The sequence below is a fragment of the Pseudomonas sp. TUM22785 genome, from assembly GCF_028198105.1.
Lineage (GTDB): Bacteria > Pseudomonadota > Gammaproteobacteria > Pseudomonadales > Pseudomonadaceae > Metapseudomonas > Metapseudomonas solani.
The window spans coordinates 3789394-3803040 of sequence record NZ_CP116239.1 but is presented as its reverse complement, the minus strand read 5'-3'; the positions used below and the strand labels follow the sequence as shown (position 1 = coordinate 3803040).

Annotated in this window: 14 protein-coding genes; 2 read left to right on the top strand and 12 right to left on the bottom strand. The window is 67.4% G+C overall.

All coding sequences use genetic code 11. The features are described 5' to 3' along the window. Window positions 1–3 precede the first annotated feature (3 nt). From PI990_RS17195 to PI990_RS17180, 4 genes are all read right to left on the bottom strand, one after another. The gene (locus PI990_RS17195) at window positions 4–663 is read right to left on the bottom strand and encodes a helix-turn-helix transcriptional regulator (RefSeq protein WP_271657850.1); all 660 of its coding nucleotides are present in this window, start codon (window positions 661–663) and stop codon (window positions 4–6) included. A gap of 98 nt (window positions 664–761) precedes the next feature. Continuing rightward, the gene (locus tag PI990_RS17190) at window positions 762–1127 is read right to left on the bottom strand and encodes a cupin domain-containing protein (RefSeq protein WP_111264605.1); all 366 of its coding nucleotides are present in this window, start codon (window positions 1125–1127) and stop codon (window positions 762–764) included. 192 nt (window positions 1128–1319) lie between these two features. Continuing rightward, window positions 1320–2618 (bottom strand): NAD(P)/FAD-dependent oxidoreductase, encoded by a 1299-nt coding sequence (locus tag PI990_RS17185; RefSeq protein WP_184489926.1) that lies wholly within the window; start codon window positions 2616–2618, stop codon window positions 1320–1322. A 120-nt stretch (window positions 2619–2738) separates the two neighbouring features. Next, window positions 2739–3182 (bottom strand): GlcG/HbpS family heme-binding protein, encoded by a 444-nt coding sequence (locus PI990_RS17180; protein ID WP_271657849.1) that lies wholly within the window; start codon window positions 3180–3182, stop codon window positions 2739–2741. A 232-nt stretch (window positions 3183–3414) separates the two neighbouring features. Between PI990_RS17180 and PI990_RS17175 the strand changes: the two genes are divergently transcribed. Next, window positions 3415–4476: an extracellular solute-binding protein gene (locus PI990_RS17175; protein WP_271657848.1), complete on the top strand. Its 1062-nt coding sequence runs from the start codon at window positions 3415–3417 to the stop codon at window positions 4474–4476. Window positions 4477–4530: 54 nt separating this feature from the next. Further along, window positions 4531–4953: a homoprotocatechuate degradation operon regulator HpaR gene (gene hpaR, locus PI990_RS17170; RefSeq protein WP_271657847.1), complete on the top strand. Its 423-nt coding sequence runs from the start codon at window positions 4531–4533 to the stop codon at window positions 4951–4953. A gap of 295 nt (window positions 4954–5248) precedes the next feature. Here hpaR and PI990_RS17165 read toward each other — a convergent pair whose 3' ends face one another. The 8 genes from PI990_RS17165 to PI990_RS17130 form a co-directional block, all read right to left on the bottom strand. Next, entirely contained in the window at window positions 5249–6703 is a 1455-nt protein-coding gene (locus PI990_RS17165) for an NAD-dependent succinate-semialdehyde dehydrogenase (RefSeq protein ID WP_271657846.1), read from the bottom strand. Between the two features lie 88 nt (window positions 6704–6791). Continuing rightward, window positions 6792–7595: a 4-hydroxy-2-oxoheptanedioate aldolase gene (hpaI, locus tag PI990_RS17160; RefSeq protein WP_271657845.1), complete on the bottom strand. Its 804-nt coding sequence runs from the start codon at window positions 7593–7595 to the stop codon at window positions 6792–6794. Window positions 7596–7691: 96 nt separating this feature from the next. Continuing rightward, on the bottom strand, window positions 7692–8495 hold the full coding sequence (hpaH, locus tag PI990_RS17155) for a 2-oxo-hept-4-ene-1,7-dioate hydratase (protein ID WP_271657844.1): 804 nt from the start codon (window positions 8493–8495) through the stop codon (window positions 7692–7694). 12 nt (window positions 8496–8507) lie between these two features. Then, a complete protein-coding gene (locus PI990_RS17150; protein ID WP_271657843.1) occupies window positions 8508–9812 on the bottom strand; it encodes an MFS transporter in 1305 nt (434 codons plus the stop codon). A 51-nt stretch (window positions 9813–9863) separates the two neighbouring features. Continuing rightward, entirely contained in the window at window positions 9864–10256 is a 393-nt protein-coding gene (locus PI990_RS17145) for a 5-carboxymethyl-2-hydroxymuconate Delta-isomerase (RefSeq protein WP_184489934.1), read from the bottom strand. A 100-nt stretch (window positions 10257–10356) separates the two neighbouring features. Beyond that, window positions 10357–11280 (bottom strand): 3,4-dihydroxyphenylacetate 2,3-dioxygenase, encoded by a 924-nt coding sequence (gene hpaD, locus PI990_RS17140; RefSeq protein WP_021221082.1) that lies wholly within the window; start codon window positions 11278–11280, stop codon window positions 10357–10359. A 120-nt stretch (window positions 11281–11400) separates the two neighbouring features. Beyond that, a complete protein-coding gene (hpaE, locus tag PI990_RS17135; RefSeq protein ID WP_271657842.1) occupies window positions 11401–12861 on the bottom strand; it encodes a 5-carboxymethyl-2-hydroxymuconate semialdehyde dehydrogenase in 1461 nt (486 codons plus the stop codon). A 2-nt stretch (window positions 12862–12863) separates the two neighbouring features. Beyond that, window positions 12864–13637, bottom strand: coding sequence for a fumarylacetoacetate hydrolase family protein (locus PI990_RS17130; RefSeq protein ID WP_021221080.1), 774 nt, complete (start codon window positions 13635–13637; stop codon window positions 12864–12866). Window positions 13638–13647: the final 10 nt, after the last annotated feature.

Here is a 13647-nt window from a genome sequence, read left to right as displayed (position 1 = left end):
CCGTCAGAGGAACAGCATCGCCACCAGTTCGGTGCGGCTGCTGGCACCGACCTTGCGGAACAGGTTGAGCAGGTGGGTCTTCACCGTAGGCAGGCCGACGCCCAGGTGGCGGGCGAGCTGCTTGTTGCCGATGCCTTCGCGCAGCAGCAGGGCGATCTCCCGTTCACGCGGGGTGAGGCCCTGCAGCTTCGGCTCGGCGGCGGGCACCAGGGCCTGCACACCGGCTTCCATCATCCCCTGCAGGGCCGCCAGGCTGGCCAGCTCTTCCTCCGAGAACGCCGGCATGCCGCTGCAACGCAGCAGGGACAGCCCGGCCACGGGGCGCTCGCCGGCCTGGGCGATGACTTCAACGACGTCTATCACCTCATGGGCGCGCAGGAACCCCTGGTATTCGCGGTTCTGCGCCTCGCCCTGGCGGGCCTGGCCGGCTTGCAGGGGCACCACCGGCAGGCCGGTGGCCAGGCAGGCGCCGGGTTGCAGCGGGTCGAAGTGGCGGTAGTGGCGCAGGTAGGCGTCGTGCATCTGCGGGTGCATGCCCAGCAGCTGGAAGTCGCGGGCCTGCAACTGATCGTCGATCAGGTAGAAGGCACCGAGGGAGGCGGGGACGAAGTGGGTGAAGGTGCTCAGGCAGTGCCTGGCGAATTCGACGGGGGATGGCGTCATGGAGGAACCCTCGTGTGGGCGGTGAGGGCAGTGCAGACCATCGCCGCAGAGGTTGCCAGTGGCGCGAACCTGCCCCGTGGGGCAGGCACCTGGAAAGGTCAGGCCACCGCGTAGTAGTGCTTGACGAAGCTCTCGCCGGGGACTTCCCAGAGCACCGGGGTGCCCTTGGCGACGTACCAGCTGTCACCGGCCTTGAAGCGGGTGGTCTGGCCGGTGGATTCGTCGGTGAGGATCACCTCGCCGGTGACCACGGTGGCCTGCTCGTTGAACGGGTAGACCATGCGGAACTTGCCGCCGGTGGTGCCGAAATAGGCAGCGCTGACCGGGTCGGTGGGAGCGCCGGCGGTCATCTTGCCGAAGGCCTTGACCTCGCCTTCGAGGATTTCCGAACCCAGGTCGGCGACGGTGCCCCAGGCATCCAGTTCAGCGAGGGTGATACCGGTCTTGATGGGGGTGAGGGACATGGCAGTTCTCCTGCGAGTGATGAAAAAGTGGGGTTGCGTTGTCTTGAGTCTTCCCTGAGCCGCCTCTGGCACGAGCGAGCTGGAGCGATACAAGGCGGGAGCGGCCGCGGAAGCGGAGTTCACGCCCGTGAATGAGCATTCCAAGGCCGATCCCAACGCCGTACCGCCGACGCGCAGCCGCGCCGAACCCGGCTAGCGGCGGCCGTTCCAGTAGCCGGAAACCTGGTGCCAGCTCTTGCCGGCGGTCAGCAGCAGCGGGCGGATATGGTCCTTGCCGACCACCTTGATGCGCCGCACCGAGCTGATCAGGTCGTAGCGCGACGAGCCTTCGCTCATGCCTTCGGCCAGCACCTTGCAGATGATGTGGCTGGGGGTGACGCCGAAACCGGAGTAGCCCTGCACGAAGTAGGCGTTGGGGCGGCCGGGCAGGGTGCCGATCTGCGGGAACAGGTTGGGGCTGCAGGCCATGGGGCCGCCCCAGGCGAGGTCGATCTTCACGTCCTTGAGGTAGGGGAAGATCTTCAGCATCAGGTTGCGGTTCCAGGCCTTGAGATCGCCGGGGATGTGCTCGACGAAGGGCGTCGCCGCACCGAACAGCAGGCGGTTCTCGTTGGTCACGCGGTAGTAGTCGATGACCGGGCGGATGTCGCTGTAGGCCCCGCGAATGGGGCTGATGCGCTGGATCAGCTCGTCCGGGAGCGGCTCGGTCATCATCTGGAAGGCGTAGGTGTTGATGGTGGTCTTGTGCAGCTCCGGCTCCAGCTTGTTGAGGAAGCTGTCGCAGGCCCAGAGCAGCTTGCCGGCGCGTACCGAGCCCTTGCCGGTGCGCACGGTGATGCGCTCGCCGTAGGTCACTTCCAGCGCCGGGCTGTATTCGAAGATCTTCACCCCGTGGCTGGCCAGGGCCTTGGCCTCGCCCAGCAGCAGGTTGAGGGAGTGCACGTGGCCGCCGCCCATGTGCAGCAGGGCGCTGCTGTAGGCGTCGGAGCCGATGATCTGCTTCACCTCGGAGCCGCCGAGGAAGCGGATCTCGTGGGGCGAGCCGAGGGATTTGAACTCCTTCTCCCAGGCGCGCAGGGTCTTCTCCTGGCGGCCGTTGAAACCCATGTAGCCGTAGCCGTGGCAGAAGTCGGCGTCGATGCCGTACTTGGCGATGCGGCCCTTGATGATGTCGGCGCCCAGGTCGCTGATTTCGAAGATCTGCCGCAGGCCGTCCTCGCCCACGTCGTTGCGAATCTTCTCCAGGTCGTGGCCGATGCCGGCCATGATCTGCCCGCCGTTGCGGCCGGTGCCGCCGAAGCCCAGGTAGCGGGCCTCCAGCACGACGATGTTGGTGATGCCCTGTTCCGCCAGTTCCAGCGCGGTGTTGATCCCGGAGAACCCTCCGCCGATCACGACGACGTCTGCGTCCAGGTCCGCCTCCAGGGAGGGGAAGGAGAGGTCGTACTTCTTGGTGGCCGTGTAGTAGGTGGGTGTCTCGATATTGATCATGACTGCAGCCTGAAACGGTGGGTGGAATGCGTTCTGCTGGCGACTATTAAGGGGCGTGCGGCCCCTTGCGGTCTTGTCCCTCACTGCCCGTCACCTTGACCCGGGGTGACAGGCGCCGGGTCAACCTGGCGCCAGCAGCTCTGCGACGCGCTCCACGGCCGCGCGGGCGCAGAGCCCGTCGAGCCGTTCCGAGGCACCGGAAATGCCGATGGCGCCGATCACCTGGCCCTGGTGGTGGAAGGGCTCGCCGCCACCGAACAGGGCCATCCCCGGTTGCAGGGGCAGGCCCTGGCGCACGGCGGCGGAGCAGCCCTCGAGGCGCTCCTGCCAGGCGCTGGTGGCGAGGCCGAAGCCGGCGGCGGTGACGGCCTTGTTCAGGGCGATGGCGCGGCTGGGGCCGGGGGCGCCGTTCATGTGCGCGCTGTGGATCGGCAGGCCGGCGGCGTCCACCACCTGGATGCTGACCCGGGCACCATGCTCGGCGGCGGCATCCAGGGCGGCCTGCAGCGCCTGCATGGCGAGGGCGAGGCCGAGGTGAGTCTGCGTGCGCAGCAGTGCGTTCATGGGGGCGACCTATAGGTATTTTTATCGCTCGATCATGAACAGGTTAATGACCGGCCGCAATGACCCGGGCGCGGGTTTTTCCGGGCGGCGAATGGGCACGGGGTCACGCTTGGACGAATCCGGCACGGGCAAGCAAGAAGCTGGCAGCCTCGAACATGACGGGTGGGCGTCGCCTCGCTCCTAATGGCGCACCCGGCAGGTGCCGGCCCCATTCCCTGCAAGGAGTTGCGCGATGAGACTGCTGGCCTGCCTGGCGATGCTGTTGCTGGCCCTGGAAGCCCGGGCCGAGGAGGTGTTGCGGGTTCTCAACTGGAAGAACTACATCGAGCCGCAGGTGCTGGCGGACTTCCAGAAGCAGACCGGCATCCGGGTCGAATACCAGACCATGACCGCCGCCGAGGAACTGGACGCCGCCCTGGGTCGCGAGCAGGCCTTCGACATCGTCGTGCCGTCGCACTTCCAGCTCTCGCGGCTGATCCACAACGGCCAGCTGGCGCCCCTGGACACGGGGCGCCTCAGCCATTACGCCAGCGTCGACGTAGGCCTGCTGGCGATGCTCGCCGGCATCGATTCGGCCAACCGCTATGCGGTGCCCTACCTCTGGGGCTCGGTGGGGCTGGTAGTCAACCCGAAGCTGGCCGAAGCCAGCTATGGCGGGCCCTTGCCCAATAGCTGGGGGCTGCTGTTCGACGAGCGCCAGGCCGCGCGACTGGCCGGTTGCGGCATCGGCCTGCTGGACGCGCCGGAAGAGACCGCCTCCCTCTGGTTCAACTACCGGGGCCGCAGCCTGTCGAGCTATGGCGCACGGCAGGTCGAGCGCAACCTGCAGCCCCTGCTGGGCATCGCCCGCATGGCGCGGCACCTGGACAACGACACCTACATCGATGCCCTGGCCGACGGCCGCCTGTGCGTGGCCATGGCCTGGGTCGGCCATGCGCTGACCGCCTCCGCGCGCAACCCGGCGCTCAGCTACCGGATTCCCGACGAGGGCGCGATGGTCTTCATCGACAGCCTGGCGATCCCCGCCAATGCCGAGCATCCGGACCTGGCCTACCGCTTCATCGACTACCTGCTGGAGCCACGCAACGCCCTGGCCGATGCCCGCGCCAGCCAGTTCTACTCGCCCCTGGCCGCCGATACCCCCGAGTTGGCTGAGCTGGCCAAGGAGCGCCCCATGCAGGTGCTGAAAAGCGACGAGCGCCGGCGCCTGTACGTGCTCGAACGGCTCAACCAGGAGCAGAAAACGGCCCTGGACGCCTTCTGGGCGAAACTCAAGGCGAGCCGTTCACCATGACGCGGAAAGCGCCATTCGTTAAACTGTGAACTAATTTTTGACACTGCCCAAGCCATGCCCAATACCCGTGCTTCCCTGACCCTCACCCTGCTGCAGGCCCGTGAGTCGGCCATGCGTTTCTTCCGCCCCCAGCTCAACCTCCACGGGCTCACCGAGCAGCAGTGGCGGGTCATCCGCATCCTCCGCCAGCAAGGCGAGATGGAAAGCCACAAGCTCGCGCGCCTGGCCTGCATCCTCAAACCCAGTATGAGCGGCGTGCTCGCCCGCCTGGAGCGCGACGGCATGGTCCGCCGACGCAAGGTCGCCGAAGATCAGCGCCGCATCCTCCTGGCCCTGACCGAACAGGGCGAGGCCTGCTTCCAGTCCATGAGCCAGGAGATGGAGCGGGGCTACCAATCCATCCAGGTGCAACTGGGCGAGGAGAAGCTGCAGGAACTGCTGGAGCTGTTGCAGGAGCTGAAGGGCATCAAGCCTTGAGGCAGTGAGCTGTGTAGGTTGGGCTGAGGTACGAAGCCCAACGCAGCGGAGCTGGGCGTTGCTATACCCCTTCCCAATTGCACGCCCGTAGAAGCGAGCTTTGCTCGCGAACCTATGGCGGCGCTGCGCACCGCTTGGCGACTGAAGTCGCCCCTACAGGATTGCGCGGCGTTTTGGGGGGATTGTGGGAGCGGTTTCAACCGCGAAAAGCATCGCCAATGAATTCGCTCCCACGGGGTGCTGCCCGGTGGGGTGGGGCATTCCAGTAGGGTGGGCTTCAGCCCACCAATGGGCTTCAGGCGATGCCGAGGCACATGTATTTCTGTTCGATGTAGTCGTCGATGCCGTACTTCGAGCCTTCGCGGCCGAGGCCGGATTGCTTGATGCCGCCGAAGGGGGCGACTTCGGTGGAGATGAGGCCTTCGTTGACGCCGACCATGCCGTATTCCAGGGCTTCGCTGACGCGCCAGGCGCGGCCGAGGTCGCGGGTGTAGAGGTAGGAGGCGAGGCCGAATTCGGTGTCGTTGGCCAGGGCGATGGCTTGTTCCTCGGTGTCGAAGCGGAAGATCGGTGCGAGCGGGCCGAAGGTTTCATCGCGGGCCACCCGCATCTCGGCGGTCACATCCCCCAGTACCGTGGGCTCGAAGAAGCTGCCGCCCAGGGCGTGGCGCTTGCCACCGGCGAGGAGGGTGGCGCCCTTGGCGAGGGCGTCGGCGATGTGTTCCTCGATCTTTTCCACGGCCTTGGCGTTGATCAGCGGACCCTGCTGGGCGCCGTCCTCCTCCGCCGGGGCGACCTTGAGGGCGTTGACCGCGGCCACCAGGCGCCGGGCGAACTCGTCGTGCACGCCGCTCTGCACCAGCAGGCGGTTGGTGCAGACGCAGGTCTGCCCGCTGTTGCGGAACTTGGAGCCCAGGGCGCCCTGCACGGCGGCGTCGAGGTCGGCGTCGTCGAAGACGATGAAGGGGGCGTTGCCGCCCAGTTCCAGGCTGACCTTCTTGATGGTTTCGGCGCATTGCGCCATCAGCAGCTTGCCGATGCCGGTGGAGCCGGTGAAGGAGAGCTTTTGCACCTTCGGGTTGCCGGTGAGCTCGCCGCCGATCTCCCGCGAGCGGGTGCCGGTGACGATGTTCAGCACCCCGGCGGGAAGGCCGGCGCGCTCGCCCAATTCGGCCAGGGCGAGGGCGGACAGGGGCGTCTCCGAAGCGGGTTTGAGCACCACGGTGCAGCCGGCGGCGAGGGCCGGGCCGACCTTGCGGGTGATCATGGCGTTGGGGAAGTTCCAGGGGGTGATGGCGGCGACCACGCCTATGGCCTGCTTGATCACCACCAGCCGGCGGCCGGGCTTGTCGTGGGGGATGACGTCGCCGTACACGCGCTTGGCTTCCTCGGCGAACCATTCGATGAAGCTGGCGCCGTAGGCGATCTCGCCACGGCTTTCGGCCAGGGGCTTGCCCTGTTCCCAGCTGAGCAGGCGGGCCAGGTCTTCCTGGTTGGCCATGATCAGTTCGTACCAGGTGCGCAGGATGTTGCTGCGCTCCTTGGCGGTGCGGGCGCGCCAGGCGGGCAGGGCGGCCTGGGCGGCGTCGATGGCGCGGGCGGTTTCGGCGCGGCCGAGGGAGGCGACTTCGGCGATCAGCTCGCCGTTGGCCGGGTTGGTCACGCTGAAGCGGCCTTCGTCGTCGGCTTCGATCCATTGGCCGTTCACGTAGGCCTGTTCGCGCAGCAGGTTGAGGTCGTTGAGTTTCATCGGTCTGCCTTGTTTCGGACGGTCCATGCCCGTTCCCGGCCCTGCGAGCAGGGCCGGGGCGGGCTGTAAGAGGGTGAGGGTGTTCGGCTCAGTAGACGCTGCCGACGCTGTATTGCGGGGCCGGCGCGCCCTTGAAGCGGCCGGCGAGGGCCTGCAGGGACTTCATCAGCAGGCTGGTGTCGACGCCGACGGCGACGAAGGCGCAGCCCAGTTCCAGGTAGCGGCGGGCCAGGGTCTCGTCGGCGCTGAGGATGCCGGCGGCCTTGCCGGCGCGGCGGATGCGGGCGATGGCGTCCTCGATGGCGGCCTGCACCTCTGGATGCCCGGGATTGCCGCGATGGCCCATGGCGGCGGAAAGGTCGGCCGGGCCGATGAACACGCCGTCGACGCCCTCGGTGGCGGCGATGGCATCGAGCGCGGCGAGACCGTCGAGGTTTTCGATCTGCACCAGCAGGCACATCTGCTCGTCGGCCTGGTCCAGGTAACCGGGCACGCTGTTCCAGCGCGAGGCGCGGGCCAGGGCGCTGCCGACGCCCCGGATGCCGGACGGCGGGTAGCGCATGGCGCGCACCAGCTCGGCGGCCTGGGCGGCGGAATCCACCATGGGCACCAGCAGGGTCTGCGCGCCGATGTCCAGCAGCTGCTTGATCAGCACCGGGTCGCCGATGGGCGGGCGGATGATCGGCTGCGACGGGTAGGGCGCCACCGCCTGCAACTGGCCGAGCAGGCTGCGCAGGTCGTTGGGCGCATGCTCGCCGTCGATCAGCAGCCAGTCGAAGCCGGCATTGGCGGCCAGCTCCGCGCAATAAGGATCAGCCAGGCCGAGCCATAGGCCGATCTGTGCGTCGCCGGCCAGGAGGCGTTGTTTGAAGGTGTTGATGAGGGTGGGCATGGGAAGTGCTCCTTCGGAGAGCGGCAAGTTTCAAGCTGCAAGCCGCAAGAGGAGGGCACGCCTTGCCGCTTGTAGCTTGCCGCTTGCAGCTGGATTTCAGACAAACCGACAGGCAATCGAACCCAGTTGGTCGTAGTCGACGTGGAAGGTGTCGCCGGGGTTGGCGGCCACCGGGCGGGTGAAGGAGCCGCCGAGGATGATCTGCCCGGCTTCCAGGGTGATGTCGTAGGGGGCCAGCTTGTTGGCCAGCCAGGCGACGCCCTTGGCCGGGTGGTTGAGCACGGCGGCGGAGACGCCGGATTCCTCGATCACGCCATTGCGGTAGAGGATCGCCGGGATGCGCCGCAGGTCCAGCTCGGTGGGGCGGATGGCGCGGCCGCCCATGACCACGCCGGCGTTGGCGGCGTTGTCGGAGATGGTGTCGAAGACCTTGCGGGTGGCCTTGGTGTCCGGGTCCACCTGCTGGATGCGCGCGTCGATGATCTCCAGGGCGGGGATCACCCACTCGGTGGCGTCGAGCACGTCGAACAGGGTGCAGTTCGGCCCGCGCAGGGGCTTGCCGAGGACGAAGGCCAGTTCCACTTCCACGCGAGGGACGATGAAGCGCTCGAAGGGGATGTCGCTGCCTTCGTCGAAGAACATGTTGTCCAGCAGCGCGCCGTAGTCCGGCTCGGTGATGTTGGAGGACACCTGCATGGCGCGGGAGGTGAGGCCGATCTTGTGGCCCACCAGCTTGCGGCCGTCACGGATCTTCTGCTCGACCCAGGCGCGCTGGATGGCGTAGGCGTCCTCGATGGTGATCTCGGGGTGGTCCAGGGAGAACTGGCGCACCTGCTGGCGCGAGCGCTCGGCGGCGTCGAGGCGGGCGGCGGATTGCTGGATGATGCTGGCGTCGAGCATGGTGAGTCTCTCTTAGCGTGGGTTGACCAGGGCGGCCGGGGTGCGCAGCACCAGCAGGCCGCCGAGGGCGATGAGGAAGGCCAGCAGGAACAGGGCGAGACTGGCGCTGTGGGTGGTGTCGCGCATCCAGCCGATCAGGTAGGGCGCGAGGAAGGCGGCGATGCTGCCGAAGGAACTGACCAGGGCGATGCCGGCGGCCTGCACCCGCACCGAGAGGAAGGCCGGCGGCAGCTGCCAGAACATCGGCAGGGCGGCGCTGGCGCCCATCCCGGCGATGAGCAGGCCGGTCATCACCGGCAGCACGCGGTCGGGGAACAGGCCGGCCAGCACCAGGCCGCTGGCGGCCATGAGCAGGGGCACGCAGAGGTGCCAGCGGCGCTCGCGCAGGCGGTCCGAGGAACGCCCGAGGGCGACCATGAAGAAGCAGCCGGCGAGGTAGGGGATGGCGCTGAGCAGGCCGACGTTGCGGTCCTGGGCGATGCCGGCGCCGTGGATCAGCGCGGGCATCCAGAAGGCGATGGTGTTCACCGCCAGCATCACTGCGAAGTAGATCGCCACCAGCAGCCAGACGTTGCGGTCGCGGAAGATGCCGCTGAACGAGGTGATGGTCTTGCCGCGCTCTTCGCCGGCCATCTGCTGGCGCAGGCTGTCCTTCTGCTGCGCGTCGAGCCAGGCGACCTGCTCGAAGCCGTCGGGCAGGGCGCGCCACACCAGCAGGCCGAGCAGCACCACCGGCAGGCCTTCGATGAGGAACATCCATTGCCAGCCGCGCAGGCCCATGAAGTCGTGGAAGCCGTCGAGGATGCTGCCCGACAGCGGGCCGCCGATGACGCCGGCCATGGGTACGGCGATGGCGAACAGGGCGATCATCTGGCCGCGACGCTGGGCCGGGAACCAGCGGTTGAGGTAGACCAGGATGCCGGGGAAGAAGCCGGCCTCGGCCACGCCCAGGAGGAAGCGCAGGGTGTAGAAGCCGGTGGCGCTTTCCACCAGCAGCATGCCGGTGGACATCAGCCCCCAGGTGACCATGAGGAAGGCGATCCAGCGGCGCGGGCCGACCCGCTCCAGGGCGATGTTGCTGGGCAGGCCGAACAGCGCGTAGGCGATGAAGAACAGGCCGGCGCCGAGGCCGTAGACGGTGTCGCTGAACTGCAGGTCGGCGCTCATCTGCAGCTTGGCGAAGCCGATGTTGATGCGGTCCAGGTGGGCGAACAGGTAGCAGGTCAGCAGCAGGGGCATCAGGCGCCAGCCGATGCGACGGAAGGTCAGGTCGTCGGCGCTGGCGTGGGACAGGGGCAGGGATTTCGCTTGGCTCATGGTCTTGTACTTCTTGGAGTTGCCAATGACGGGTCGGGGGTGGGGCGGTGCTCAGCCCGCCTGCCCCTTGAGGAACGCGTGGACGTTGTTGTGCTTGTAGTTGAGCTCCGGGTGCAGCTCGGTGAGTTCGAAGGACAGGGCCAGCAGGCGCGAGGCCTGGAGTTCGGCGAAGTGCGCCTTGATCACCTCGAACAGCGCATCGGCGACCTGGCGGCGGGTTTCCAGGTCACGCCCGGCGCCGACCTTGAGGCTCATGTGGACGAAGGCGTAGTCGTGCTTGCCGTCGGCCATGCGCCAGGTGTCCAGGCGCACCGCGCGGCTGCGGATGCCGCCGAGGGGGAAGACGCCGGAGTCGCCCAGGCAGGCGTGGACCTTTTCGAACAGGCCGGGCAGGTCGGCCTCGCGTTCGATGTTGTCGGTGTATTCGGCGATGAAATGGGGCATGCGGTCCTCCTCTGGTGCGGATGGCGGTTGCGCATCCGCCACCGGCTGGCGTGGCGTTCAGGGGGCGTGGCGGCGAGCGTGGGGCCCGCCACCACGGGTGCTACAGGCGGCTGGCGGAAGCGACGCCGGCCGGGTTGGAGGCTTGCGGTTGCGGGATGGTCGAGCCGTCCTGCGGGGTGACCGGGAACACGGCGTTGAGCTGGCCGGTGCCGGATGCGGCGAAGTAGGGGGTGATGACTTCGGCGTGGCCGTCGTACTTCGACCAGCCGAGGGCGCCGAGCAGCATCGCGGTGTCGTGCATGAAGCCTTCGCCGTGGCCCTTGGCCGCGTACTCGGGGAGCATGCCGCAGAACTCCTCCCACTCGGCGCCTTCCCACATCTGGATCACGCGCTGGTCGAGGGTTTCGAGGAAGGGGCTCCAGATCTTGGTGGCGAACTCCGGGGCCTGGCCGTTCTGGGCGAAACGATGGGACAGCGAGCCGCTGGCGAGGAAGGCCACGGTGCCGTCGTAGTGCTCTTCCACCGCCTTGCGCATGGCCCAGCCGAGGCGGGCGCTGTCGTTGAGGTAGTGGGAGGTGCACAGGGCGGAGACCGAGATCACCTTGAAGTGCTGGTCGGTGTTCATGTAGCGCATGGGCACCAGGGTGCCGTACTCGGGCGCCAGGGTGGTGGCGTCGTGGGCCATGGTCTCCACGCCGTAGCGGTTGCATTCCGCGGCCAGCAGGTGGCCCAGCTCGGGGTTGCCGGGGAAGCCGTACTCCATGTTGGCGATGAAGTGCGGCAGCTCGTTGCTGGTGTACAGCCCCTGGAAGTGCTTGCCGCAGTTGACGTGGTAGTTGGCGTTCACCAGCCAGTGGGTGTCGAACACCACCAGGGTGTCCACGCCCAGCTCGCGGCAGCGCCGGCCGATCTCGATATGGCCGTCGATGGCCGCCTTGCGGAAGCCCTTGCGCGGGCCTTCGAGCTCGCTGATGTACATGGATGGAACGTGGGTGATCTTGGCAGCCAGAGCGAGTTTGCCCATGGTCGTTCTCCGAGTGGAAGGCCCGCCGCCGGGCCTTCAGGGTTCATTGTGATTGTCGGTGCACGCTCGGTAATCGTTATCCTGCGCCCCTTCCTCGAAGGCGAGAAGGGGCGCGGCGCCTCACAATCCCCAGCGAGGGATGTGGTGGCTGCCCATGGAAATGCAGACGTTCTTGATCTCGGCGAACACTTCGAAGCTGTATTCGCCGCCTTCGCGGCCGGTGCCCGAGCCCTTCACGCCGCCGAAGGGCTGGCGCAGGTCACGCACGTTCTGGCTGTTGATGAAGACCATGCCGGCCTCGATGCCACGGGCCAGGCGGTGGGCCTTGCCGATGTCCTGGGTCCAGATGTAGGAGGCCAGGCCGTATTCGGTGTCGTTGGCCAGTTGCAGCGCTTCGGCCTCGTCCTTGAAGCGGATCAGGCAGACCACCGGGCCGAAGATCTCTTCCTGGGCGATGCGCATGCGGTTGTCGACGTCGGCGAACACCGTGGGCTGGATGAACTGCCCCTTGGCCAGGTGCGCCGGCAGGCCCGCCGGGCGATCGAGGCCGCCGGCCAGCAGGGTGGCGCCTTCTTCCATGCCGATGCGGATGTAGCCGGTGACCTTGTCGTAGTGGGCCTGGGTGATCATCGAGCCGACCTGGGTCTTCGGGTCCTGCGGGTCGCCGACGATCAGGCGCTTGGCGCGGGCGGCGAACTCGGCGACGAAGCGGTCGTAGACGGTTTCCTGGATGAAGATGCGGCTGCCGGCGGTGCAGCGCTCGCCGTTGAGCGAGAAGATGGTGAACAGCGCGGCGTCGAGGGCGCGGTCGAGGTCGGCGTCATCGAAGATCAGCACCGGGCTCTTGCCGCCCAGTTCCATGGAGTACTTCTTCAGGCCGGCGGTCTGCATGATCTTGCGCCCGGTGGCGGTGCCGCCGGTGAAGGAGATGGCGCGCACGTCCGGGTGACGGACCAGGGCGTCGCCGGCGGTGGCGCCGTAGCCCTGCACCACGTTGAGCACGCCCTTGGGAATGCCGGCTTCCAGGGCCAGGCGGCCCAGTTCGTTGGCGGTCAGCGGCGACAGCTCGCTCATCTTCAGCACCGCGGTGTTGCCCAGGGCCAGGCAGGGCGCGGTCTTCCAGGTGGCGGTCATGAACGGCACGTTCCACGGCGACACCAGGCCGCACACGCCTACCGGCTGGTAGAGGGTGTAGTTGAGCATCTGGTCGTCCACCGGGTAGCTGTGGCCGTCCATGCGGGTGCAGACCTCGGCGAAGAAGTCGAAGTTGTGCGAGGCGCGGGGGATCAGCACGTTCTTCGTCTGGTGAATCGGCAGGCCGGTGTCCAGGGTTTCCAGCTCGGCCAGCTGCGGCACGTTCTGGTCGATCAGCTCGCCCAGCTTGCGCATCAGCTTGGCGCGTTCCTTGGCCGGGGTGTTGGCCCACTTGGGGAAGGCGTCCTTGGCGGCGGCGACGGCAGCGGCGATCTCTTCGGCGCCACCGCTGGCCACTTCACCGATGGCTTCGCCTGTGGCGGGGTTGTAGTTGGTGAAGACGTCTTTGCTTTCGACCTCGCGGCCATCGATCCAGTGCTTGATCATGTTCAAACCTCGTTGTTACGGGACGCGAAGAACTCGGCTTCGCTGACGATGCGGTTGACCAGGCGGCCGACGCCTTCCACTTCCACCACCACTTCATCGCCCGGCACCACGTCGGCCAGGCCCTCCGGCGTGCCGGTGGCGATCATGTCGCCCGGCTGCAGGGTCATGAAGCTGGAGAAGTATTCGATCAGGTAGGGGATGTCGAAGATCATGTCGGCGGTGGTGCCTTCCTGCTTCAGCTCGCCGTTGATCCAGGTGCGCAGCTTGAGCTTCGACGGGTCGGGCACCTCGGCGGCGTCGACGATCCAGGGGCCGACCGGGGTGGTGCAATCGCGGTTCTTCACCCGCAGGTTGGGCCGGTAGTAGTTCTCCAGGTAGTCGCGGATGGCGTAGTCGTTGCAGACGGTGTAGCCGGCCAGGTACTGCAGGGCGTCCTCGCGCTTGACGTTGCGCGCGGGCTTGCCGATCACCGCCACCAGCTCGCACTCGTAGTGCATGTAGGCGACGTTGTCGGGGCGCCAGGTGACCTGGTTGTGGCCGGTGTAGGTGCCCGGCGACTTGATGAAGGCCAGCGGCTCGGTGGGCGCCTTGAAGGCCAGTTCGGCGGCATGGTCGGCGTAGTTCAGGCCCAGGGCGAACATGGCGCCGGTGGCCGGGGGCAGCCACTCGACGGCGTCTTCCGCGAGCAGGCGGCCGTCGGCCAGGCGCACGGCGTTGCCGGCCTCGACCGTGACCGCGTGGATGTCGCCCTGATGGCGGATGCGTGCGTGTTTCATCTGCGTCTCC

Coding starts and splice junctions, on each gene's coding strand:
- hpaD (WP_021221082.1), bottom strand. CDS start 11,280: ATGGGCAAACTCGCTCTGGCTGCCAAGATCACCCACGTTCCATCCATG.
- PI990_RS17145 (WP_184489934.1), bottom strand. CDS start 10,256: ATGCCCCATTTCATCGCCGAATACACCGACAACATCGAACGCGAGGCC.
- hpaR (WP_271657847.1), top strand. CDS start 4,531: ATGCCCAATACCCGTGCTTCCCTGACCCTCACCCTGCTGCAGGCCCGT.
- PI990_RS17190 (WP_111264605.1), bottom strand. CDS start 1,127: ATGTCCCTCACCCCCATCAAGACCGGTATCACCCTCGCTGAACTGGAT.
- PI990_RS17180 (WP_271657849.1), bottom strand. CDS start 3,182: ATGAACGCACTGCTGCGCACGCAGACTCACCTCGGCCTCGCCCTCGCC.
- hpaI (WP_271657845.1), bottom strand. CDS start 7,595: ATGCCCACCCTCATCAACACCTTCAAACAACGCCTCCTGGCCGGCGAC.
- PI990_RS17150 (WP_271657843.1), bottom strand. CDS start 9,812: ATGAGCCAAGCGAAATCCCTGCCCCTGTCCCACGCCAGCGCCGACGAC.
- hpaE (WP_271657842.1), bottom strand. CDS start 12,861: ATGATCAAGCACTGGATCGATGGCCGCGAGGTCGAAAGCAAAGACGTC.
- PI990_RS17175 (WP_271657848.1), top strand. CDS start 3,415: ATGAGACTGCTGGCCTGCCTGGCGATGCTGTTGCTGGCCCTGGAAGCC.
- hpaH (WP_271657844.1), bottom strand. CDS start 8,495: ATGCTCGACGCCAGCATCATCCAGCAATCCGCCGCCCGCCTCGACGCC.
- PI990_RS17130 (WP_021221080.1), bottom strand. CDS start 13,637: ATGAAACACGCACGCATCCGCCATCAGGGCGACATCCACGCGGTCACG.
- PI990_RS17195 (WP_271657850.1), bottom strand. CDS start 663: ATGACGCCATCCCCCGTCGAATTCGCCAGGCACTGCCTGAGCACCTTC.
- PI990_RS17185 (WP_184489926.1), bottom strand. CDS start 2,618: ATGATCAATATCGAGACACCCACCTACTACACGGCCACCAAGAAGTAC.
- PI990_RS17165 (WP_271657846.1), bottom strand. CDS start 6,703: ATGAAACTCAACGACCTCAACCTGCTGCGCGAACAGGCCTACGTGAAC.